Consider the following 23379-nt stretch of genomic DNA (forward strand, 5'->3'; position numbering starts at 1 on the left):
TGTACTTCGCGCGAGCGTGTGGTTCATGTTTCTATTGGTAGCCGGCTGCGGTTATCAGCCCAATCTGTATTTGAAAGAGGTGACCGCGGTAGCCGTTCCCATCTTTGATAACAAGACCGCCTGGCGCGAGATGGAGTTTGAATTGACTAACTTGGTTCAGCGCGAAATTAAGGCCAGAACGCCTTTCCGGTTGGTCAGCCATCCCGAGGATGCGGATATCATAATCCAGGGCGAAATCACCGATTATCGAAAGCCGGCGATGGTGGAAGATGTCCAGGATAATGTGATTGTCGCCGGTTCGGTGATGGTCCTTAAGGTCAGCATAAAAGAACAGAAGACCGGCAAAGAAATACTGACAAAAAGCCAGACCGCCCAGAGCGAATTTATCCGGGGGGCCAGCGAGGCCGCCACCGATGCCGAATACCGCGGGCGACAGCAAACATTAGAACAACTCAGCCGCTGGGTGGTATCTTTATTAGAGGAGTCGCAATGAGAAATGCTTTGTTGATAATTCTGTTGGGTTTATTCCTGATCACCGCAGTTTTTTTCGCCTATAATTCCTATAGCGAAAAAAGGGCGAATGTCACCTTTTCCCAGTTTCTGATTGAAGCCAAAGAGAAGAAACTCAAGACCATTCATATTAAGGGGACTAAAATAGATGGCGAATACCTTCCGGGCGGGCAATATAAATATTATTACCTTACGGATAATGTTCCGCCAAATTATATGGGCGATGGCGATCATCTCAAGGAACTACAGTCCTTAGTTGACCCGAAGGAATTTTCCTACGACACCGGAGAGAGCATGTGGACCCAGATATTCATCGCCATCCTGCCGATTTTGTTGCTTATCGGCGTCATCTGGTATTTTGCGGTCCGGCAGGTCAAGAATATCGGCGGGTCGGGCGGGCCGCTTTCCTTCGGCCGGAGCCGCGCCAAACTGGTCACCAAGGACAAACGGAAAACCACCTTTGATGACGTGGCCGGGATTGAAGAAGCCAAAGATGAAGTTAATGAGATAATAAATTTTCTCAAAGACCCGGGTAAATTCAGGAAATTAGGCGCCCGAATCCCGCGTGGCGTTCTGCTGGTCGGGCCTCCGGGCTCCGGCAAGACACTGCTGGCCAAGGCAATTGCCGGCGAAGCCGATGTTCCGTTCTTTACCATGTCCGGCTCTGATTTTGTGGAGATGTTTGTCGGCGTCGGCGCCTCCCGGGTTCGGGATTTATTCAATACCGCCAAGGAAAATTCGCCCTGCATCATCTTCCTTGATGAAATAGATGCGGTGGGCCGGCAGCGCGGCACCGGTTTGGGCGGCGGGCATGATGAACGCGAACAAACGCTTAACGCCATTCTGGTTGAGATGGATGGTTTTGATACCGATAGCAGTGTTATTATAATGGCTGCCACCAATCGGCCGGACGTCCTTGACTCGGCTTTATTGCGCCCGGGCAGGTTTGACCGCCAGATTGTTATTGATATGCCTGATGTAAAAGGCCGGGAGGCGATTCTGAAAGTCCACGCCCGTAAAATTAAATTAAACCCGCAGGTCGACCTGTCATTGTTAGCCAAGACCACGCCGATGTTTTCCGGCGCTGATTTGGAGGCGATTATCAACGAGTCGGCCTTGTTAGCCGTGATGAAGAATAAAACCATGGTAGGTCAGGAAGAGTTGGAAGAATCGCGGGATAAGGTCCGCTGGGGCAGGGAAAAACGCAGCCGCGATATAGATGAAGCCGACCGGAAAATCACGGCCTATCATGAATCAGGCCACGCCTTAGCCGCTTATCTGCTGCCTGAGGTGGAAAACGTCCATAAGGTCACGATTATTTCCCGGGGTAATTATTTGGGCGCGACTATGCGCCTGCCTGAAAAAGACCGGTACCATATGCAGAAGAAATACGTCTTGGGTAATATCACGGTTTTTTACAGCGGCCGGGTGGCCGAAGAATTATTCTGCAGTGATGTCTCGGCCGGCGCGCGTTCGGATATCCAGGAAGCCACCCGTTTGGCCCGGCTGATGGTGTGCGAGTGGGGCATGAGCGAAAAATTAGGCCCGATCAGTTATTCGGAAGGCGAGGAGCATCTATTCCTGGGGCGGGAAATCACCAAGACCAAGACTCATAGCGATGTCACCTCCAATGAAATTGATATGGAAATCAAGGATATTCTGATTTCCTGCTATAACCGCGCCAAGGAATTGATTACCCAGAATAAGGACGCCTGTGACCGGCTGGCCAAGGCATTGCTTAAGCATGAGGTGCTTAATGGGCAGGATGTGGAAAATGTTATCAAGGGTATGGAAATCGAACCGAAGCAAAATAATAATTCCGGAATAAAGGACGATGCTGAAAAGAAGACCGCCGCCGATTCTGATACCAAAACTGCGTAATTTGGGTTTCAAAAATAGCCAGCCGCTGGCCTCATTAAAATTGGACTGCACGTATATTGTCGGCGTATTAAATGTTACCCCGGACTCGTTTTCCGACGGCAATAGATTCCATAAGCTGACTGAGTCTATCCCGCACGCCCTGGAGATGATAGAGCAGGGCGCTGATATCATCGATATCGGAGGCGAATCAACCAGGCCGGGTGCCAAGCCGCTTCCGCTGGATGCGGAGTTAAACAGGGTAATTCCGGTCATAGAGAATCTGGTTCGTATCCGGCCGGATATTATCATTTCAATCGACACCTACAAGGCCCGGGTGGCCGAAGCGGCCATCAAAGCCGGGGCGCGGATTGTCAATGATATTTCAGCGCTTGGTTTCGATCCCGGGATGGCTGCTGTGGTGGCGCGCTATAAGGTGCCTGTGATATTGATGCATATCAAGGGGACGCCGCAAATGATGCAGGTAAACCCGGTCTATAAAAACATTAAACAGGAGATATTTAGCTACTTTATAAAACGGATTAGCTATGCCGTAAAAAATGGTATAAAAAGAAGTCAAATAATTGTTGACCCCGGATTAGGATTTGGTAAAAGATCATATGACAATTATAGGATTCTTGGTTGGTTGGATGATCTGCATAGCTTAGGTCAGCCGATAATGTTCGGGCCTTCAAGGAAATCATTTATCGGAAAGATTTTAGACCTACCGCCTGAGGATAGGTTGGAAGGCACAGCCGCGGTGGTGGCCCATGCGGTTTTTAAAGGCGTTCAATTTGTCAGGGTGCACGATGTCAGGCAGATGAAAAGGGTAATAATAGTTTCCGAGATCATAAATAAATATGACTGATAAGATTAAAATCGCAGTTGAAATCGGAATATTTTTTTTCTTTTTCTATGCGTTGCTGTTAAGTTTTAAGGGTACGCGCGGCGCAGGTATTTTTAAGGGCGTCATTTTTATATCGTTTGCAACGTTCTTTCTGATAGGCGCCGGGGCTAATTATTTTGAATTGAGCAATATATCGTTCGCTTTGTTCCAGTGGTTGTTGCCTTTGTTCGCCTTAGCGCTGATTATCGTGTTCCAGCCGGAATTACGAAGGGTGCTGATGGATTTGGGACAGTCGTCGCGCCTGTTTAATGCGGTATCCACCTCTGTCGGTGCAGAGATGATTGACTCTGTGGCTTCGGCTGCGGTTAATCTGTCCGGCCGGAAGCACGGCGCCTTAATCGCGTTGGAAAAGGAAATTGGTCTAAAGCCATATATTGAGGGCGGAATCAAAATGGACAGCCAGGTGACCAAGGAATTGATCGAGACCATCTTTTATCCCGGTTCTGAATTGCACGATGGCGGTCTGGTGATTAAGGATGAACGCATCATCGCGGCCGGTTGCGTATTCCCCCTGACTGAAAATCCGAACATTCCCAAGTCCCTGGGTACCAGGCACCGCGCGGCCATCGGCCTGACCGAAGAAAGCGATGCCATTACTGTTGTGGTTTCCGAGGAGACCGGCAAGATATCCGTTTCTATCCACGGGCAGATAGAAAGTGATTTGGACAAGGAAAAACTGGTAAGGTTTATTAACGAGAATTACCGTAAGTAAATTATGATTTCGTTTGTCAGGGGATTGTTTCTGAATAACCTGGGTAACAAGATTATAGCCTTGATACTGGCAGTGATATGCTGGTTTTATATCCATAATGTTCGTATAGAGCCGGCAAACAATCAGTCGGTTCCGTTGATTATAGAGACGCCCGGGCAGATTATCAGCCGGGTTGAAAAGGATGGCGAGATTATCAAGAATGTTAAGGTTGACATTGAATACCCCAAGGGCGCGTCGTTTGATGGGTTGGTCTGCAGGCATAAGATAAAGGCGGTGCCCGAATCATTGCCCCAGACTATTATTGTGGAACTGACCTCGTCCGACTTTAATCTCAAGCAGGGGATGACCATAAAGAATTTTTTACCGGACAACAGGATTTCGGTGCTCCTGATGAGAGAAACGGTCAGCCAGATGAAACTCAAGACCGAGGGCGCTATCAAAGGCACGCCGCAAAAGGGCTACCGGGTTACTTTAGTGCAGGCAAAACCGACCGATATACCCATCAAAGGACCCAAGAATATCCTAGATAAGTATAACGAGATTCAGATTGCCAAGATAGACGTAACCAACCGCAATAGTGATTTTTCCATTCCCGGACGAATTGAGACCGTGGAAAATGCGGAACTTACGCCGATGGAATCTTTCGAAGTAGATGTGAGAATTGGAGAGGATATTATTGAGGACGTCCGGACCGTAAAGATAAATCTGCTCCTGCCGCCTGATTTTCCACACTTCCCGATTCAGATAAAACCGCAGGAAAAGGCATTAAAATTCAGGGGGCCGGCTTCGAAAATCAGGGATCTCAAGCCCAGCCATATTAATCTCTTTGTGAATGTCGGTGAGTTATGCCCCAATCCGGCCGAGGTGAAACCTCCGATGACCTTTGCTCCCAAGCTGGAACTTCGTTTTACGCCGGATCTGCCCATCGGTATAGAATTAGCCGAACCATTGGAACAGATAAAACTGGAGATTTTGCCGCCACCGGCACCTCCTGAGCCAACGCCCGAGAAACCGCCGGAGCCGCCTCCTGCGCCGCCGAAATAGCAATAATAAAAGATACTATGGATAAGAATGCTGTAATAGAAACCGAAAATCTGACCAAGATTTATCGGGCGCCTTTCAGTAAATTTCAGGTTAAGGCGCTGGATAATCTGAATATCAAGGTTAACCGGGGCGAGATATTCGGCTTTCTGGGACCGAATGGATCCGGCAAAACCACCACTATGAAAATCCTGCTGGGATTACTGATTCCGACCAGCGGTAATGCCTGGGTTTTAGGCAGGCCAGCCAGCGACGTGGCAGTCAAGGATCGGATTGGGTTCCTGCCCGAGGAATCGTATCTCTACCGTTTCCTGTCCGCGGAAGAAACACTGGATTTCTACGGACGTATTTTTAGGATACCGTCTAAAGAACGCCGGAAACGAATCGGCGAATTGATAGATTTGGTCGGATTAGGTCACGCCCGGACCAGGCAGGTCAAGGAGTATTCCAAGGGCATGGCGCGCCGGCTGGGATTTGCCCAGGCGCTGATTAATGACCCCGAAGTGATATTTCTTGATGAGCCGACCAGCGGACTTGACCCTCTGGTTGCCCGGCAGGTAAAGGATATTGTCCTTGATTTGAAAAAGCAGGGCAAGACCGTGTTTATGTCCAGCCATCTGTTGGCTGACGTTGAAAACATCTGCGACCGGGTTGCCATACTCCACTTGGGCAAATTACAGAAGGTGGGCGCTGTCAAAGAGCTCATCTCCAGCCCGGATGTTTCTGAAATCGGCATTAAAGGACTGAACCAGGCCGCGTTGGAGTCCATAAAAGGATTGGTTGCCAAAAACGGAGGTGAAGTGGTGTCAGTGCAGCCATCCACCGAAACACTGGAAACGCTTTTCCTGAAAACCATTAAACCGGAATCTAAATCTGATGAATGAACGCTCTTTTAGCCATCATCTTATTGACATATCGTGAGTCGCTGCGCAAAAAAATACTCTTGGTGCTGGTTCTGTTCTGTATCGGACTGATAGTGTCATCGGCTTTTTTCCCGGTTGTTTCACCGGCCGCGCGGATTAAACTGGTCCAGACCTGGACATTCCAGAGCGTGACCTTTTTCGGCATTTTGGTGGCGATATTCCTGGCCGCTGTTTCAATCCCGTCGGATATTGAAAACAAGAGGGTTTTTCTGACCCTGACCAAGCCGGTTACCCGGGAGACCATCATAATGGGGCGGCTTATCGGATTTATCCTGACCACCGCAGTTATTACCATTATCATGGCTCTGGTGGGTTTGGGTTATATCCGCCTGGTATCGTTTTTATCGCCTGAAGCCCAGGGCGCGCTTGAGGTGAATCAGCGCATTGAACCCAATAAATTCCACTTTGAGCAATTCCCGTCCCCAGGTTCTCTTAAAGGTTCATTCGACACGGCCGAAAAGGGTATGGAGTTTGAGGTCTCACTGGAAGGTGAAGGCAATAATTTCGTCGCATATGAGTTTAGTAATCTTAATGATTATGCCTTTTCAGATAAGGTCAAGGCGGAGATAAATATTAAGGTAGGCGAAGGGCTTTTCAAGGTTTCTTCTGGCATAATGGTCAATGTCGTTAATCCTACAACCAAGGAAGAATCCTCACAGAAACTGGATATTACCTACCGGCGCTCCGCAGTGGTCCAGTTTGATAGGCGGATGATTGATAAGGTCGGAGATGTCCGTATCTATTTACATCGCACCATTCCCGGAAGTTATATCAGGGTCGGGCCGGCCAGCGTCATGATTCTCTCGCCCAGCAGTTTTGAATGGAATTTCCTGATGGCCTTTGGCATTGTCTTCCTGCAGATTGTTCTGGTGCTGGTCTTCTGCGTCACCTGTTCGTCATTCCTCTCCGGCGCGGTCAATATATTCCTGAACATGTTCCTGTATTTCTGCGGTAGCGGGATGAAATTCCTGCAGGATTCCCTGGCCACAATGAAGCAGACGATGATTGAGCAGATAAAGAGCCAGAATCTGACCGAGGTGGCCAGCCAGGTCCAACGCCATTCTGACAACGGTATGCCTTTATGGCTGATGCAGCTCTCGGATGGCATACTGACTAATGTCCTGAGAATCATACCGGATTTTTCCAGGTTTGACGTCTGGGATAATCTGCTCAAGGGCTATGCCATAAATATTTCAGAATATACGCATCTGCTGGAATATGTTTTTATATATCTGGTGGTAATGCTGGCCATAGGAATTGCAGCGTTTAGATTGCGTGAAATAAAATGAAGATAAACAGGAAATATATCGTTCTCATTGCAGTCATTATTGTTTTTATCGCGCTTCAGCTCTTTTTGAAGAGTTATATCTCGAAACAGCCTGAATACCGCGAGATAATGGTGGCAAACCCATTCAACACCCTGCCGCCGGCCGAGTATCTGGGCACTTATGTATCAACCGTGGCCCTGGGCGGGTTTAAACCGCTCCTGGTGGATTATCTCTGGATGAAACAGGACAAGCTGCAGAAGGATAGGCAATTGGAGGAAATCGTGTTGTTATTAAACATTATTGCCCGGCTCCAGCCGCGATTCACCGAGGTCTGGTCATTCAATGCCTATCACATGATATACAATATCTCGGCCCAGGAAAATACGCCCCAGGCCAGATGGCATTGGGTCAAAAACGGCATTGACTACATCAAGGAAGGCATGCTTCATAATCCCGATAATGTCAACCTTACCCAGTGGTTGGCGTTTTTCTACTACCACCGCATTCCCCAGGATCCATATTTTATGCAACAGGTGGAATCATCTGAGGGGTCGGATAGCTACGATGTAGCCAGCAGATGGTACCAGCAGGCCATAAACCTTTGTAAAAAGCAGGATAATGAAGGTTGGGCTGAATTATACGCCACGATGTATTCGGCCTGCCGTTTCAGGCATTCGTTTGAATTGGTCCGGAAGGACCGTTTTGATGACGCAGTCAGGGAATTGGAATACCTATCCGATTCGACCAGGGAGATTATGGAAAGAGAACGGCTAAAAGACCTTATTCAGGTTGTACAGTATGACAAAGAGGTTAGTAAAATCCGGGTGGACAGTCCGGATTTTGTATCTGCTAATTCATCCCTGATAGGGCAATACGGCGATATCATCAATAAGAATGTTGGCTATGATTTTGCGCCCATAAATGCCCGGGTTGAATTCATATTAAGCCATTTCGTTAGTTATGCCTACCGCCTTATAGATGAGGGCAGGTATAGTGAAGCGGTCGGATTGATAAAATTGTTGCGCCAGGCTACCGATAAAATCATGCCAAAACTTGACAGCCATCCGGCCGGCTGGTATTATCGCTCCCTATTAGAAAGATTTGAAAAGTTGGAGGGTTTGGTTAACGCCGAGAGTTATTTCAGAAGGGAGGGCGTTAAAGATTTTCGAACAGACAAACGTAGCGCGGAATTGAAATCGCTCTATGAAGAATATATCAGAAAATATTCTTCACGTTGGATGCTGGGCGACGAGAAAAAGAGATTTAACAACCTGATGGGTGAGTAGTATGAAAATGTAATCCCTCCGGCACTATGGGACTACGGGAATAAGAGCCAGCAAGTCATTAAGATTATTGCAGGCTCTAAGAAAGGAAAAAGTATGGATCCGATAACTGGGACGATAACAAGTGCAGTGACTAATGTGGTAACTAATCCGATACCCTTGGGGTGGTGGATTGCGCCGATTGGCGCGCTCATAGCGCTGCTGTTTGCTTATATTTTTTATAAGGGGATGAAAAAGCAGGATCCGGGTGAACCGGACATGGTCCGGATTGCCGGCTATGTCAAGGTCGGCGCTATGGCATATCTTAAACAGCAGTATAAAATCGTCGGCATATTCTTTGTCGTTTTGGTTATTCTTCTTTCATTGATGGCTTTTGTATTTAAAACCCAGTCCGCCTGGGTGCCGTTTGCTTTTTTAAGCGGCGGCTTCTTCTCGGGCCTGTGCGGGTTTTTGGGTATGAAAACCGCCACCGAGGCGTCATCCCGGACCGCCTTCGCGGCCAAGACTTCGTTAAATAAAGGTTTGGTCGTGGCCTTCCGTTCCGGCGCGGTCATGGGCTTGATTGTGGTCGGTTTCGGCTTGATAGATATTTCCGCCTGGTTTTATGTTCTTTATAAATGGGTCGGAATGGATTTGCAGCATGTTACGATTACCATGCTTTGCTTCGGGATGGGCGCTTCAACCCAGGCTTTGTTTGCCCGCGTCGGCGGCGGGATATTCACCAAAGCCGCTGATGTCGGCGCTGATTTAGTCGGCAAAGTAGAGGCCAATATTCCGGAAGACGACCCGCGCAACCCGGCCGTGATTGCCGATAATGTCGGCGATAATGTCGGCGATGTCGCCGGAATGGGTGCTGACCTATATGAATCCTACTGCGGCTCCATCTTAGCCGCCGCCGCCCTGGGCGCGGCCGCCGCTTTGTCATTGGGCATAAAAGAAATAGATAAGGTTATTATGTGGATTGTCCTGCCCATGATTATTGCCGGCGTCGGCAATATATTCTCGGTTATCGGCGTATATGCCGTCAGAACCGGGGAAAAAGCGTCTCAAAAGGAACTGATGAAGGCCCTTTTCCGGGGCATTAATCTGACCTCATATGCCACTATTGTTGTCGCCGGGTTGGTTATGTATTTGCTTCTGCCGCAAAACTGGCTGGGGCTCTGGGCATCGATGGTCTGCGGACTTCTGGCCGGTTTGGTTATCGGCAAAGCTACCGAATACTATACCTCGAGCGATTATAAACCAACCCAGGAAATCGGCAACCAGGCGTTGACCGGGCCGGCTACGGTCGTCATCGCCGGTATGTCCGTTGGGATGATTTCAACTGTCATTCCGGTTGTGACCGTTTGCCTTGGTACGATTCTGGCTTATGGTTTATCCGGCGGATTCAGCGACCCGATTCTTGGCCTCTACGGCATCTCCCTGGCCGCTGTCGGTATGCTCAGCAACTTAGGTATCACTTTAGCCACTGACGCCTATGGCCCGATTGCCGACAATGCCGGCGGAAACGCCCAGATGACCAATCAACCGGCTTTTGTCAGGGAACGGACCGATGCCCTGGATTCACTGGGTAACACCACCGCGGCTACCGGAAAGGGCTTTGCTATCGGCTCAGCCGCCTTAACCGCCTTGGCGCTGGTTGCGGCCTATATTGAGGAAATCCGTATGGCGCTGGTCAGGGCCGGCACTGCGTTAGGTTCGGTTCTGCCCAGTGATGCCAGCATCACTTACTTTATGGAATACTACAAGGTTCATTTAATGAACCCGGTGGTTTTGGTGGGTATTTTCCTGGGCGCGATGCTTACCTTTGCCTTTGTGGCCATGACATTAAGGGCGGTCGGCCGGGCCGCCGGCCAGATGGTGGTTGAAGTCCGGCGCCAGTTCAAGGAAATCCCCGGATTGCTCGAAGGCAAAAAAGACGCTCAGGCTGATTATTCCAGCTGCGTGGCCATTGCCACCAAAGGCGCCCAGCATGAAATGATACTGCCATCGGCCATGGCTTTAGCCGCGCCGATTCTGGTTGGCTTGGTACTGGGTGTGCCCGGCGTTATCGGCATGTTGACCGGCGCTATTGCCTGCGGGTTTGTTATGGCTGTTTTTCTGGCCAATTCCGGCGGCGCCTGGGACAACGCCAAGAAATGGATTGAAGGCGGCCAGCACGGCGGCAAGGGCTCTTACGCCCATAAAGCCGGCGTGGTCGGAGATACGGTCGGCGACCCGTTCAAGGATACTTCAGGTCCGTCTCTGAACATCCTGATTAAACTCATGTCCATGGTGGCCATCGTGTTTGCCGGTGTAACCGTAAAATATTCGCCGATTATTGCCCAGTGGCTGGGCATTGGCGGGAAGTAATATAGGAAGATATAAAACACACCCCTAAATCCCCTCTTATTAGAGGGGACTTGAGGGAAAATCCCCTCTTGAGAGGGGTGTCCCGAAGGGACGGGGTGTGTTATCCAGACTTTAGTAGGGGCTTTCTCGAATGAAAAAGACATTGAAGAAGAAATTGTCCGGCAAGAAGAAATCCCCGGTTCGTAAGGTGGCGGTCAAGGCCGCACCGCGCAAGAGACAGATATCAGATTCAGCCCGTGATTTGGCCTTGTTCTGCGCCGATCTGATTGAAGCCAAGCGCGGCTTTGATGTCACTATTCTCAATGTCTCCAAAGACCTCCAGATTACCGACTACTTCGTCATCTGCTCCGGCCGGAACAAGAAACAGAACCAGGCCATTGCCTATACCTTCCTTGACAACTACTCCAAATTGGCTAAATACGGATGCTCCAAGCCGAGTTACAACTCCATGCAGGGCTTTGAAGAAGGGCAGTGGATTGTGGTGGATTTGGGCGCCGTGGTGGTTCACATCTTCTCGGAACAACTCAGGCAGTATTACGATTTGGAGTTCTTATGGTCCTCCGCGCCTAAGGTAAAACGCAAGTAAACGCAACACGGATTATTAATCTCTACTTAATTTGTGAACACTCCATTAGTTGTCATTCCCGTGAAGGCGGGAATCTAGTAATTTCCCGGAGGTCTGGATTCCGTGCCAAGCACGGAATGACGGAACAGGGTTCTTATTATTCATCTTGACAAGTCATTGCCGAAAGATATAATATAATTAAAGGTTGTCCATCCATGAGCAAAGGATGATTATGAAGAGGGTTTTCTTATTGCCAACAGCCAGTCTTATTTGTGGGGTAATTGGATTTATTAGTCCTTTTTTAATGCTAATGATTTTATATGGCTTATGGATAGATAGACCTCTTCCACCAGCGGAGCAGTTAAATTTAAGGTATTTAATTGTATATATATTCTTGATTGCATTTAGTTTATCAGCGTTGGCTGGCATAATATTAGGTATTATCGGTTTGGTGAGATTAGAAAAAAGCGATAATCCTGCGAAAGACAGGGCAAAGGCCATCGCCGGAATAATTCTTGGAAGTTTGATATTGGGTGTATTGGCGGTATTATTGTATTTTGCCTGCACCATTACTTTCGGGTATCGACCATAATCCGCTGACGCTCCGTGCTCTCTGTGCCTAAATTGAATCGTCCTACCCCTGTTCGGCCTTTTTCTTTTCCTTTATCTCTTCGATAATCTTCTCCGCCACCGAATCTGGGACCTGGACGTATTTCTCGAAGTGCATGGTGTAATTGGCCCGGCCGCTGCTTAATGACCGCAGGGTGGAAACATAGCCGAACATCTCGGACAACGGCGCCTCGGCTGAAATCACCTGCAACCCGCCCTTGGATTCGATAGATAGCACCTTGCCGCGCTTGGAACAGATATGGCCGACCACGCTGCCCATATATTCCTCCGGCGTCGAAACCTCCAGCGACATATACGGCTCGAGCAGAATCGGGCTGCACTTGGCAAATGCCTTTTTGAAACACTCCCGGGCCGCTAAGCGGAATGCGATATCCGACGAATCCACCTCGTGGAACGAGCCGTCAGTCAGGTTGACCTTGACATCGACCACCGGGAACCCGGCGATGACGCCTCTTTCCATGGCCTCAATCACGCCCTTTTCCACGGCCGGGATATATTCCTTGGGGATGCTGCCCTGGGTGATGGAGTTTTCAAATTCAAATCCCTCGCCGTGCAGGGCCGGGGCGATTTCCAGTATCACGTGGGCGTATTGCCCGTGCCCGCCGGTCTGCTTGACGTGTTTGTATTCCTGCTCCATCGAACTTAAAATAGTTTCCTTAAACGCCACCTTGGGATGCCCGGTAATGGCGTTGACATTGAATTCGTGTTTCATCCGGTCCACGATGATTTCCAGATGCAGTTCGCCCATGCCGGACAGGATGGTCTCCTCGGTCTCGGAATCCGTATGCATAGTGAATGTCGGGTCTTCCTCGGCCATCCGTACCAGGGCCTTGCCTAATTTATCCTTATCGGACTGGCTGGCCGGCTTGATGCTGATGGACATGACCGGGGTGGGGAATTCGATTGATTCCAGCACAATCGGATGCTCCATATCGCAGAGCGTGTCGCCGGTGGTGGTGTAATCCAGCCCGACCGATGCGGCAATCTCGCCGGCGCAGATTTCGTCCCGGTTCTCGCGCTGGTTGGCGTGCATCTCCAGAATCCGGCTGATGCGTTCCCGCTTGCCCTTGGTGGCGTTAAGCACATAAGAGCCGGCCTGCAGTTTGCCGGAATAGACCCGGAAATAGATAATCTTGCCCATATGCGGGTCGGATTGGACCTTGAAGGCCAGAGCCGCAAACGGCTCGTTCACATCCGGCTTGCGTTCCAGCGCCTTTTCTGAGCTTGCACTGAGCGAAGCGAAGTGTCCGGGTTCAGTGCCTTTTACGGCCGGCAAATCCAGGGGCGAGGGCAGGTAGAGCGTCACCGCGTCTAATAGTTTGCGCACGCCCTTGTTCTTGAATGCCGAGCCGCACAGCGCCGGAATAATCTTGTTAGCGATAGTGCCTTTACGGATAGCGCCGATTAATTCTGTTGGCGTGATATGGTCTTCCGACTCCAGATATTTGCCCATCAGGGAATCATCCATCTCCACGGCCTTTTCCACCATGATGTGATGGTATTTCCGGGCCGTCTCCAGATATTCAGCCGGAATCTCTTCCACATGGAATGTTTCCTTGGCATCGCTGTCATAGATATACGCCTTCATTTCTATCAGGTCAATCACGCCGCTGAATTTGCTCTCAGCGCCGATGGGAATCTGCAGAGGAATTGGATTGACGCCTAATTTCTCCTCCATGGTTTTCAGCACCGCGAAGAAATCCGCGCCCACCCGGTCCATCTTATTGACAAAGGCGATTTTGGGGACATTGTATTTCTCGGACTGGCGCCAGACCGTCTCGGACTGCGGTTCCACGCCGCCCACGCCGCAGAACACCACGACCGCGCCGTCTAAGATGCGTAAACTTCGTTCCACCTCCACGGTGAAATCCACGTGTCCGGGCGTATCAATGATATTGATGTGATGGTCGTTCCAGAAGCAGGTGGTGGCCGCGGCTGTGATGGTGATGCCGCGCTCCTGCTCCTGCTTCATCCAGTCCATCTGGGCTTCGCCGTTATGCACCTCGCCTAGTTTGTGGGACTTGCCGGTGTAGAACAGGATGCGTTCGGATAGAGTGGTCTTGCCCGCGTCGATGTGTGCCACGATTCCGATATTACGTACGGTACTGATATTAAGCATAAATATTCAACTGAAAAACTTAAGAACGGAGGAACGGAAGGACTTGGTTATCCTATAGCTGCTCTTTAGTTCTTTTGTCCTTTAGTACTCGCTGTCTGCTGTATACTGTTTACTGACTACTCCAAAAGGGATGTATATGCAATATATTGCGTTTTATGTCAAATAATGATGGGATAATTATTCATATTTCTGAACTCTACTGAGACCGCGTAGCGAAGTCCCCTCTAATAAGCGGAGTCGCAACGGAGTCCCGATTATTTCGGGGAGGGGCAGGGGGTTGTTGGTAAAGCGACAAATATAAGTTAGAGAAATGTTGACAGTTTCGTTTGATTGCGTATAATTCCTTACAGTAAAAAGGAGTCATATTATATGGTCCTTCAGGAACGCAACGCAACGCAACGCAACGCAACGCAACGCAACGCAACGCAACGCAACGCAACGCAACGCAACGCAACGCAACGCAACGCAACGCAACGCCCCGATATCCATCGGGACTCCCTTCGGTCGCAACGCATAGTTTATCCCGTAGGGACAACGCTATTCTGTCTCTCAATCCCAATCGGATTATTTCTTATATAGTTCATACTTTGGATTCATTACATCGTTTCTTAAATTACATAGATTTATCATTTAACCAAAACATTATCCCATTGGGGATAAAAGGAGGTGTGGTATGACAAAAACAAAACTGGTAATTGTGGCAATGTTATTCATTGCCTTTGTCACCGCCTTTAACTACATCGGCTGCGGAGGCGGCGGCTCAAGCGGCAGCAGCGCGCCAGACCCATGGTCCCGTACCACCGTTGATTCAGCCGGCTGGGTTGGGAGGGACACCTCCATTGTTCTTGACTCTAATTATAAGGCGCATATCAGTTATTATGATGAGACCAATACAAATCTGAAATATGCGACCAATGCCTCCGGTTCCTGGGTTATCACCACCGTTGATTCTGCAGGCATTGTTGGGGAGTGTACCTCCATTGCCCTTGACTCTAATAACAAGGTTCATATCAGTTATTATGATAACACCAATTGGAACCTGAAATATGCCACCAACGTCTCCGGTTTCTGGGTTATCACCACCGTAGATTCTTCAGGCAATGTTGGGGGGAATAACTCCATTGCCATTGCCCCTGATGATAAGATTCATATCAGTTATTATGATGCCACCAATGGTGACTTGAGGTATGCGACCAATGCCTCCGGTTCTTGGATATTGGTCACCGCTGATTCTATAGGAAGTGTTGGGTGGTATAATTCCATTGACGTAGACCCTTCAGGTTCTTTTACCGGGTATAAGGTTTGTATCAGTTATTATGATTCAACAAATGGCGACCTGAAATATGCGACCAATGCCTCCGGCTCAAGTGTAACTTCAACCGTTGACAGCGCAGGCGATGTTGGACAATGGTCCTCTATTGTCATCAATGCTGCTATTACTGTGTATATCAGTTATTTTGATAGCACAAATGGTAACCTGAAATATGCGACTAATGTCACCGGTTCATGGGTAACTTCAACCATTGACAGCGCAGGCAATGTTGGGGAATACACCTCTATTGCCCTTGACTCTACAAATAGGGTGCATATCAGTTATTTTGATTCGACTAATGAAGACCTGAAATATGCCACCAATGCCTCCGTTCCTACCTGGGACCGTACCACCATTGATTCGGCCGGCTGGGTTGGGTTTGAAACCTCCATTGCCATTGACTCTGCGAATAAGGCGCATATCAGCTATTTTGATACCACCAATAGTGACCTGAAATATGCGACCAATAGTACTGGCGCACTTGCCAGGGCCAGCTCGCCTACCCCATCTAACGTAGCGGTAAATGTCATAACCACAACTCAACTTTCTTGGGCATTGATAAGTGATGCGACTTCTTATGATGTCTATTTCGGTGAGACCGGACCGGGAGGATCATTTATTGGCAATCAGACCGGCACGACTTATAACCCGGGCCCGTTGAGTTATAACACTACTTACTTCTGGCGGATTAATTCCAAGAATGCCGTTGGAACAACAACCGGCGCTGCCTGGCGTTTTACTACCCAACCTTAATTTAGGAATTCCGGGAACGCCATCCAGAATAGTTGGCCTGGTGACACCCACCTTGTCCTGTAGTTCAATCCCCAAGCCCGGTTTAAGACGCTGTTTTAGCAAACCAACCCTTTATAGCCTTATTCCGTTCCGGCCAAAAATACGCATCTGTTAAACCGCTTGTCAAGGGGTCTATTATGCCAGGTGATTATGTGGGGTTCCTTAAGAGTTTCAAGGGACATCTTTAGAGTTCCGAGGGACATCTTTAGAGTTCCAAGGGACATCTTTAGAGTTCCGAGGGACATCTTTAGAGTTCCGAGGGACATCTTTAGAGTTCCGAGGGACATCTTTAGAGTTCCGAGGGACATCTTTAGAGTTCCGAGGGACATCTTTAGAGTTCCAAGGGACATCTTTAGAATTCCAAGGGATACCTTTAAACTGATAATGCCAAGGGGGGGGGTGAATTTTAAGGCATTTCCGGCTGATTTATAGGCCAAAAACTGTAGTTTTACAAGCCGGATTCACTGGATTACGGCCAGAAAGCACGGGATTATAACCCGAAAGCACGGGATTATAACTCGAAAGCACGAGATTATAACTCGAAAGCACGGGAATATGAGTCTAAATGAGCTCATTACAACTCTAAATGAGCTCGTTGGGACTCTAAATGAGTTCGTTGGAACTCTAAATGAGTTCGTTGGAACTCTAAATGAGTTCATTGGAACTCTTAATGAGTTCATTGGAACTCTTAATGAATTCATTATAACCCGGATTGAGGTGGATATGAGCTATATTTAACTGCTTTCCCCGACAAAAACTGCCGGGATAAGAGCCAGTAACGCCCCTGCGGGACTAACTGGCTCTAAAATTTTAATGGTTTGTAGCAGAATTTCCCTTTGGAAACGCCAAAAATCCCCCTCTTATCCCCCTTTTGCAAAGGGGGATAAAGGGGGGGTAACAAAAGGGGAGGAAGGGGGATTAGAGGGATTTAGTGTCTTTTGGCGCCATAAGGGCGCCATGGCGCTTCGGCGCCAGTGGCTAATCCTACGGCTTAAGTATATCCCCGTAGGTCTCAGGCCTCCGGTCTTTACGGGTTCTGGTTCATTTCGTGGTCACAGTATTGTTTACTTGACCTGCGCCACTTCGTGTGCTCCGTTTCGCTGGCGCGGTCTCAGTAGAGTTCGCTATACGCGGTCGCTTCGCGGTCACGTGTTCGCGTAGTGCGTGGTATTTTCGAGTTCACTTCGTGGTCTCTTCGAGTTCACTTAACCTGCGCCACTTCGTGTGCTCGGATTCACGCTGGGCTTAGTGCGTGGTCTCTTCGAGTTCACTTCGTGGTCTCTTCGAGTTCTTGCATGACGACGCTGGAAATTTCCATTTTAAGGTTAGTTGCCAAGATACCGAATTTTATCTCCGGGATAGATGAGTCTATTTTAATATTTACGGCATCTTCCGCATCTATCGATATGGCATGAATGTTAGGACCAATAATGTAGTCGTAAGTATGCACTTTTTTCAGCGAATCCTTGTCAATACCGCCTTGAGCTGCGTTCATATGCAGATTACCCAATCCGCTATCAACCAGGCCGCGTAATACGCAAACAAACGCGGCCTTATCTTCATCGATCATTTTATCGGGAAAGAATTTAACGCTTATCATGCAGGTCTCGGGCAATTTCTTATTCCATAAAATCAGGCTGCCATGTTTGCTGTTTTTAGGAATGATTACCATTTTACCGTTCTGGACCGAGAAACAATCTTTGGCCGACACTCCGTCCATGTACATTTGCAGGTACCAGTCAGCCAAATCCTTGCCGTTAAACATTGTTACCGAGGCGCCTTTGGGCTTGAGTTTGAGCTGGGCCAGCACCATCCTTCTGTTCTGATAACTGATGACATCCCGGTCTATTTTTAATAGCAGAGAATCCGCCTCTTTATTCTGCCGGTCGACTTTTAAGATGGCGCACAAGAGAATATAGGCCAGATGCTGGTATTTATTATTGACATAATCCCTGGCGACGATGAGCGCCTTAGCCATGTAGTCCTTCTTGGCCTTGGCAAAAGCCGGTATATTTGGATTGAGTTTTTCCAGGCATTTGGCGGCCTTGGTCAGCAGGGCGTCATCGTCTTTTGAGCGGGGGTTCCGGGTCTGCAGGTAATTATGGCAGAAGCCGTAGTTGACAATGGCTTTTTTAGCGTCCTTGAGTTTTTCATGGCATTCGCCCAGGCTGAAAAATATTTCCGGCGAGGCCTTGCGGTAAGTCAGGGCTTTGGTAAATTTTTCTATGGCTTCGTTAATCTTGTTCTGCTTCGCCAAGTCCAGGCCGGCGTCATAGTAAACCTTGGCCAGATCGACATCGGCGTTGGGTATCTCTTCAACCTCGTTTTTAGCCGACTCCTCTTTGGCGCGGCTCAGGGATTCCGCTGCCCGGGTCAGATTTTCCTCCATGGTCAGGATAAAAGTGAATATCTCGATGGCTTTGAGGCAATCTCCGGCCTCCAGGCTGGCCTGGCCGAGTTCCAGGAGTTTGGTTATGAATTCTTTATTAAGAACTGAGGCTTTTTCCTCGACGGCCTGGAATTTTTTTATTTTCCCGGAGACTTCATCATAAAGTTTGATTATATCTTCGGATGGATTGACGGCGGCATCGACCATGGCTATGAATTTCTTGCGATTCTCATAGCCGAGTTCGTTTTCTTTGAGCAGGATGTAAGCATCGCCCAACTTGGCGTAGGCTTCAGCTAAGCGCTCGTCATAAGAGATAGATTTAAGGAAAAAGTCTCGGGCCGTGTCATACTTCTTGTCTTTCAGGGCGCCCAGCCCGGCATCATAGAATTCTTTGGCGGTTTGCTCTTTTTGTTGGTCCGTCATATCCTGGCTGTAAACCTTAAAGGCGTTGTTCAGGCCGAGGCCCAGTATCAACGCCAGGGTGATGGCGCTCAGATATTTTATGTTCATATAGATTTTTATTCTGTCTCCTGAAGCGTAATGCTGTTAATCACCACTTTAACGTTTTTTATGTATACACCGGCCTTCGGTTCGCCTTTTCCCCTTTTTTCCTGGTGAATTAAATCGTTATTTAAGAAGACGCTATATTGGTTGTCCCGAGTGATTAGTTCCAGCGTGTTCATGTCTTTGGCCAGTACATGATACCGGACAAATCCCCACCAAAAGTAGTCAGCTTCCTTGTCGTAGCTGTAGACGCCCCCGATTTCGGCACCTCCCAATTTTTTGTTTATGACGTTACCGGCCGAAAACCTCATAGTCAGAATGGAATTTTGTGGCGCAGGGCCGGTCCATATTAAAAAGGCAGATACGTCATCGGCGTTAGTGGCGGATGGTCCGCCCTTGATTTTGCCTCCGGCGATGTTCCAGTTTTCTTTCGGGCAGCCTCCGAATAGCCAATCATTTAAGTCAGTTCCGTTAAATATTTTTCTGGGCGGGCTTTTGGCGATTAAGGTAAGCTTGTTGGATTGAGCGTCGTTTTTTTGAGCCTGGGTTATTTTCTCGTCTATCTTTTCCAGCGCTTCGCTGGCCGGCTTATTCACCGGGTCAGCTATTAGAATTCGCTGAATGGCATAATAAGCAAATCGTTGGTAGCGCTTATACATCCACTCGCTGACCAGGGTGTTTAACTTTGAAATATATTCAGTTTTTGATTTCTGGAAACTTTTCCCAATAGTGTCGATTTTATCCATGGCCCTGGAAACCCTGGCTAATAAATCGTTGTGCTCTTTGGAGCGGTTGGGCTCCTGCTGCAAAAGCTTCAGGCTACGCCGGTAGTTTTTAAGAGCCCTGTTATTATCGTTGAGCTTGCTATAGCATTCGCCTAAATTGAATATGGCGTCTATGAAATCAGCTCGATAAGACATGGCCTTCCTGAACTTTTCCGAGGCTTCCGAGTATTTGGATTTTTTAAAGAGTTCTAATCCGTCCTGAAAGTGAGTGTTGGCCAGATCCTTTTCCTCGGCCACCTGGCCGGAGTTTGCTTCTTGAGCGAACTCGGCCCTGGCTTTTTGGAGGCCTTCAGCTGCCTCGGTGTTATCCAGAGCCATACGCAGCACCAGTGAAAAAATCTCGTCGGCCAGCAGGTAATCCGATGTCCCCAAAGACTGATTGCCGGTGGCCATGAATTTTATGATAAATTCCTCAGTGATGGCGGATATTTTATCGTCCAGCGCCTTGAACTTTTTTATCTTTTGCTGGATGTCTTCGGAAAGCTTAAGCATGTCCTCTGAGGGGTTCTCGGTTTTATTAATGATTTGCAGGCATTTCTTATAGCTTTCGTATCCCAGCTCTTCTTCCTTGAGCAATTGATAGGCGTCGCCCAGCTTGGCATGCGCCTCGATAAAGTTGTCGTCATACGAAATCGCCTTGAGCAGCAGGTCCCGGGCCTTTTCGTATTGTTTCTTTTCTAATGCCGACAAGCCGAGGTTATATAAATCCTGGACGACCTCCTTTTTTACAGGTTGTTCCGGTTTATCTTGGGATAGGGCTGGGGCAACGGAAAGAGCGATAATAAAAACGGCCAGCAATTTTATCTTAAACATATCAGAATCTCGAGTATAATTTTACTGTTGGTTTTATGCCATTTTTTTCTATAGTTGTCAAGATTAGTAGGTTATTTGTGCTTAAAATCACAGAGATACAAGCGCCGGCAATTATACGAATAGCGCTTTAGCCGGGGCGTAAATAAATAGGCTGATGATAATAGCCGGCGGCGGCAATCACGGTGCTGGAGATGCCGCTGAGAATCAGGACGGTTCTGGTCATAAGATTCCCTTCCCTACGGCTTCAGTATATCCCCGTAGGTTTCAGGCCGTCTATCACGGTAGAACTGCCAGTTGTCCCGGACCTCGCGGATATAGTCCAAATCCAGGTCTGAGACCAGGACCTCGTCCTTGGTCCGGCTGGCGGTAGCCAGAATCTTGCCCCGGGGATTGGCAAAGTAGCTGGTGCCGTAAAAGTCGCCGGTTTTCCCGTATTCGCGTCCGACACGGTTAATCACGCCGACATAATACTGATTTGTGGCCGCATAGGCCGGCATGGTTAATTTCCAGATGTGTTCGGACAGTCCGCTGACCGTGGCATTGGGATTGAAGACAATCTGGGCGCCGTTGATGCCGAGAATCCGCGCGCCTTCCGGGAAATGCCGGTCATAGCACAGGATGACCCCGATTTTGGCGTACTTGGTCTGGAACACCGGATAGCCCAGGTTGCCGGGCCGGAAATAGAACTTTTCCCAGAATCCCGGCCAGCAGTGGGGCAGGTGGTTCTTGCGGTATTTGCCGATGTATCTGCCGTCCGCGTCTATGATGACCGCGGTGTTGTAATATTCTCCGGGCTGTTCCTCTTCGTATATCGGCACGACCATGACCATCTTGTATTTCCGGGCCAGTGACTGCATCAGTTTGGTGGTCGGGCCGTTCGGCACCTGCTCCGCCAGCTTATACCAGCGGGTGTTCTGCTCGGCCGCGAAATAGGGGCCGTAGAAAATTTCCTGGAGGCAGAGAATCCGGACTTTTTTGGCTGCGGCCTGCCTGATGAGTTTGAGGTGCTTGTCAATCATGGCCTTTTTAATGGCCTGGTCAGTGCATTCCGGGCCTTTGACATTACTGGCTTGGATTAAGCCGACACGAACGATGTTGGTCATAGTAGCTTCCTCTCTGATTGTTGTTACATGAGGTTACACGTTCGCTTTGCTCAGTGCAAGCAACGGTTACAAGGGGTTACATGAGGTTGCGGTAACTTCGTGTAACATTTTGTAACCAACTGTAACTTCTTGTAACTGTCTATAGTCTAAACGCCTTTGGCAGCAATTCTTTAAGTTTCACTATCTTTGTTTTGTTCTTCCCGTTTGATATAATCACGGTCAGATTCGGCGCAAATTCGGCCATGACCTGCAGACAGGCGCCGCAGGGATAGGTTATCGGTCTGTTGGTCTGCCGGTCTGTTGGTCTGCCGGTCTGATGTTGGGCAACGATGGCAATGGCCTTAAACTTCCGATAGCCTTCGGACACGGCTTTGAATATGGCTACTCGCTCGGCGCAGACAGTCAGTCCGTATGAGGCGTTCTCAATATTGCAGCCCAGGGTTATCTTGTTGTCGGTAGTCAATAACGCCGCGCCGACCCGGAATTTGGAAAAGGGGGCGTAGGCGTTTTTCCGCGCCTGCTTGGCTGTCTGGACTAGTAATTTAAGTTCTTTCATTTCTATTTTCCCGTTGTCGCAGTTGCGCAATCTGCTTTTTTACTGCAGGCCGGGCATTTTTCATCACAGGGTTCGATGTGAATCAGCACCTGGGCGCCCTGGAATGCCCCTAACAGGTCTAATTCCAGGTGTTCGGTCAATCTATGACCGTCATCAACAGTGAGTTTCTTGTTGACCACCAGGTGCAGGTCGATAAACCTGGTATTGCCGGCCCGCCGGGTGCGCATCTTGTGGTAGTTGACGAATTCCGTGGTATGCTGTTCCAGGATGTCCTTGACGGCTTTTTCTTCCTCGTCCGTTAATTTGATGTCGACCAGGTCCCGGACTGATTTCCTGGTCAGCCGGTAGGCCGCGATGATGATTAATATAGCCACGACAATGGCGGCCAGCGGGTCGATAATCCGCAGGCCGGTCAGGTGGACCAGGCCTAATCCGGCCATGACGCCCAGCGAGGTGTAGACGTCAGTGGTCAGGTGCAGGGCATCAGCCTCGAGCGCCGCCGAATGGTATTCCTTGGCCACGGCCATGAGTTTGCGCGAGACATACCGGTTTAATACGACCGATACGGCCATGACCAGTAATCCCAGCCAGATGAATTCTATGGGCGGCTTGCGGATGATTTTATCGATGGATTCGTGGATAATCAGTGCCGCGGCAAAGAATATCAGCGTGGCTTCAATATACCCGGACAGGTTTTCTATCTTGCCATGGCCGAATTGGTGCTCCTTATCCGGCGGCACGGCCGCCGCCCGGACGGAAAAGTAGGCGATAATCGCGGCTAAGAGGTCGATGCCGGAATGGATGGCCTCGGAAATCACGCTGACCGAGCCGCTCATAATACCCACGACTAATTTTCCTACCACCAGCAGGGTATTAGATAGGATGGACAGCCGGGCCACCCGGATTTTTTTCTGATTGCCGATAGTATCAGTTGTCATAAGGGTAAATTCTTAATCTA

The 23379-nt window shown here is 49.0% G+C and carries 19 protein-coding genes; 12 read left to right on the top strand and 7 right to left on the bottom strand.

The features are described from left to right. The first annotated feature begins 25 nt into the window (after positions 1-25). From HZA49_07540 to HZA49_07590, 11 genes are all read left to right on the top strand, one after another. Positions 26-493: a hypothetical protein gene (locus HZA49_07540; protein ID MBI5779292.1), complete on the top strand. Its 468-nt coding sequence runs from the start codon at positions 26-28 to the stop codon at positions 491-493. Then, the gene (gene hflB / locus HZA49_07545; protein ID MBI5779293.1) at positions 490-2391 is read left to right on the top strand and encodes an ATP-dependent zinc metalloprotease FtsH; all 1902 of its coding nucleotides are present in this window, start codon (positions 490-492) and stop codon (positions 2389-2391) included. Before HZA49_07540 ends, hflB begins: the two co-directional genes overlap by 4 nt. Continuing rightward, entirely contained in the window at positions 2345-3235 is an 891-nt protein-coding gene (gene folP, locus HZA49_07550) for a dihydropteroate synthase (GenBank protein ID MBI5779294.1), read from the top strand. The genes hflB and folP overlap by 47 nt, the downstream gene beginning before the upstream one ends. Next, entirely contained in the window at positions 3228-3986 is a 759-nt protein-coding gene (locus tag HZA49_07555; protein ID MBI5779295.1) for a TIGR00159 family protein, read from the top strand. The genes folP and HZA49_07555 overlap by 8 nt, the downstream gene beginning before the upstream one ends. A gap of 3 nt (positions 3987-3989) precedes the next feature. Beyond that, positions 3990-5030: a YbbR-like domain-containing protein gene (locus tag HZA49_07560; GenBank protein MBI5779296.1), complete on the top strand. Its 1041-nt coding sequence runs from the start codon at positions 3990-3992 to the stop codon at positions 5028-5030. A gap of 17 nt (positions 5031-5047) precedes the next feature. Further along, complete coding sequence (locus HZA49_07565) at positions 5048-5911, top strand: ABC transporter ATP-binding protein (GenBank protein MBI5779297.1); 864 nt, start codon at positions 5048-5050, stop codon at positions 5909-5911. Further along, positions 5908-7239, top strand: coding sequence for an ABC transporter permease (locus tag HZA49_07570; GenBank protein ID MBI5779298.1), 1332 nt, complete (start codon positions 5908-5910; stop codon positions 7237-7239). The genes HZA49_07565 and HZA49_07570 overlap by 4 nt, the downstream gene beginning before the upstream one ends. Further along, entirely contained in the window at positions 7236-8504 is a 1269-nt protein-coding gene (locus tag HZA49_07575) for a hypothetical protein (protein ID MBI5779299.1), read from the top strand. Before HZA49_07570 ends, HZA49_07575 begins: the two co-directional genes overlap by 4 nt. 93 nt (positions 8505-8597) lie before the next feature. After that, positions 8598-10853: a sodium-translocating pyrophosphatase gene (locus tag HZA49_07580; protein MBI5779300.1), complete on the top strand. Its 2256-nt coding sequence runs from the start codon at positions 8598-8600 to the stop codon at positions 10851-10853. Positions 10854-10983: 130 nt separating this feature from the next. Beyond that, positions 10984-11439, top strand: coding sequence for a ribosome silencing factor (rsfS, locus tag HZA49_07585; GenBank protein MBI5779301.1), 456 nt, complete (start codon positions 10984-10986; stop codon positions 11437-11439). Between the two features lie 211 nt (positions 11440-11650). Next, positions 11651-12010, top strand: coding sequence for a hypothetical protein (locus HZA49_07590; protein MBI5779302.1), 360 nt, complete (start codon positions 11651-11653; stop codon positions 12008-12010). A 42-nt stretch (positions 12011-12052) separates the two neighbouring features. Here HZA49_07590 and fusA read toward each other — a convergent pair whose 3' ends face one another. Further along, on the bottom strand, positions 12053-14167 hold the full coding sequence (fusA, locus tag HZA49_07595) for an elongation factor G (GenBank protein ID MBI5779303.1): 2115 nt from the start codon (positions 14165-14167) through the stop codon (positions 12053-12055). Between the two features lie 673 nt (positions 14168-14840). Here fusA and HZA49_07600 point away from each other — a divergent pair. Beyond that, entirely contained in the window at positions 14841-16232 is a 1392-nt protein-coding gene (locus tag HZA49_07600) for a hypothetical protein (GenBank protein ID MBI5779304.1), read from the top strand. A 119-nt stretch (positions 16233-16351) separates the two neighbouring features. Here the strand turns inward: HZA49_07600 and HZA49_07605 are convergent, their stop codons facing one another. The 6 genes from HZA49_07605 to HZA49_07630 all read right to left on the bottom strand — a co-directional run bounded on the left by HZA49_07605 (position 16352) and on the right by HZA49_07630 (position 23359). Continuing rightward, positions 16352-16708 carry a hypothetical protein gene (locus tag HZA49_07605; GenBank protein ID MBI5779305.1) on the bottom strand — a complete coding sequence of 119 codons (357 nt, stop codon included), beginning with the start codon at positions 16706-16708 and terminating at the stop codon, positions 16352-16354. Between the two features lie 830 nt (positions 16709-17538). Continuing rightward, positions 17539-19170 carry a hypothetical protein gene (locus HZA49_07610; protein ID MBI5779306.1) on the bottom strand — a complete coding sequence of 544 codons (1632 nt, stop codon included), beginning with the start codon at positions 19168-19170 and terminating at the stop codon, positions 17539-17541. A gap of 8 nt (positions 19171-19178) precedes the next feature. Then, a complete protein-coding gene (locus tag HZA49_07615) occupies positions 19179-20762 on the bottom strand; it encodes a hypothetical protein (GenBank protein ID MBI5779307.1) in 1584 nt (527 codons plus the stop codon). A 236-nt stretch (positions 20763-20998) separates the two neighbouring features. Further along, entirely contained in the window at positions 20999-21865 is an 867-nt protein-coding gene (locus HZA49_07620; protein MBI5779308.1) for an acyltransferase, read from the bottom strand. A gap of 139 nt (positions 21866-22004) precedes the next feature. Further along, positions 22005-22421, bottom strand: coding sequence for a cytidine deaminase (gene cdd, locus HZA49_07625; GenBank protein MBI5779309.1), 417 nt, complete (start codon positions 22419-22421; stop codon positions 22005-22007). A 2-nt stretch (positions 22422-22423) separates the two neighbouring features. After that, positions 22424-23359, bottom strand: coding sequence for a cation transporter (locus HZA49_07630; GenBank protein MBI5779310.1), 936 nt, complete (start codon positions 23357-23359; stop codon positions 22424-22426). Between the last annotated feature and the right edge of the window lie 20 nt (positions 23360-23379).

This window comes from Planctomycetota bacterium (assembly GCA_016235865.1).
Classification (GTDB): domain Bacteria; phylum Planctomycetota; class MHYJ01; order JACQXL01; family JACQXL01; genus JACRIK01.

Bases quoted from the DNA above. Each gene is read 5' to 3' on its own strand.
- HZA49_07570 (MBI5779298.1), top strand. From the start codon at position 5,908: ATGAACGCTCTTTTAGCCATCATCTTATTGACATATCGTGAGTCGCTG.
- HZA49_07615 (MBI5779307.1), bottom strand. From the start codon at position 20,762: ATGTTTAAGATAAAATTGCTGGCCGTTTTTATTATCGCTCTTTCCGTT.
- HZA49_07575 (MBI5779299.1), top strand. From the start codon at position 7,236: ATGAAGATAAACAGGAAATATATCGTTCTCATTGCAGTCATTATTGTT.
- HZA49_07555 (MBI5779295.1), top strand. From the start codon at position 3,228: ATGACTGATAAGATTAAAATCGCAGTTGAAATCGGAATATTTTTTTTC.
- HZA49_07600 (MBI5779304.1), top strand. From the start codon at position 14,841: ATGACAAAAACAAAACTGGTAATTGTGGCAATGTTATTCATTGCCTTT.
- HZA49_07560 (MBI5779296.1), top strand. From the start codon at position 3,990: ATGATTTCGTTTGTCAGGGGATTGTTTCTGAATAACCTGGGTAACAAG.
- HZA49_07565 (MBI5779297.1), top strand. From the start codon at position 5,048: ATGGATAAGAATGCTGTAATAGAAACCGAAAATCTGACCAAGATTTAT.
- folP (MBI5779294.1), top strand. From the start codon at position 2,345: ATGCTGAAAAGAAGACCGCCGCCGATTCTGATACCAAAACTGCGTAAT.
- rsfS (MBI5779301.1), top strand. From the start codon at position 10,984: ATGAAAAAGACATTGAAGAAGAAATTGTCCGGCAAGAAGAAATCCCCG.
- HZA49_07620 (MBI5779308.1), bottom strand. From the start codon at position 21,865: ATGACCAACATCGTTCGTGTCGGCTTAATCCAAGCCAGTAATGTCAAA.
- cdd (MBI5779309.1), bottom strand. From the start codon at position 22,421: ATGAAAGAACTTAAATTACTAGTCCAGACAGCCAAGCAGGCGCGGAAA.
- HZA49_07590 (MBI5779302.1), top strand. From the start codon at position 11,651: ATGAAGAGGGTTTTCTTATTGCCAACAGCCAGTCTTATTTGTGGGGTA.
- HZA49_07610 (MBI5779306.1), bottom strand. From the start codon at position 19,170: ATGAACATAAAATATCTGAGCGCCATCACCCTGGCGTTGATACTGGGC.
- hflB (MBI5779293.1), top strand. From the start codon at position 490: ATGAGAAATGCTTTGTTGATAATTCTGTTGGGTTTATTCCTGATCACC.
- HZA49_07630 (MBI5779310.1), bottom strand. From the start codon at position 23,359: ATGACAACTGATACTATCGGCAATCAGAAAAAAATCCGGGTGGCCCGG.
- HZA49_07580 (MBI5779300.1), top strand. From the start codon at position 8,598: ATGGATCCGATAACTGGGACGATAACAAGTGCAGTGACTAATGTGGTA.
- HZA49_07540 (MBI5779292.1), top strand. From the start codon at position 26: ATGTTTCTATTGGTAGCCGGCTGCGGTTATCAGCCCAATCTGTATTTG.
- fusA (MBI5779303.1), bottom strand. From the start codon at position 14,167: ATGCTTAATATCAGTACCGTACGTAATATCGGAATCGTGGCACACATC.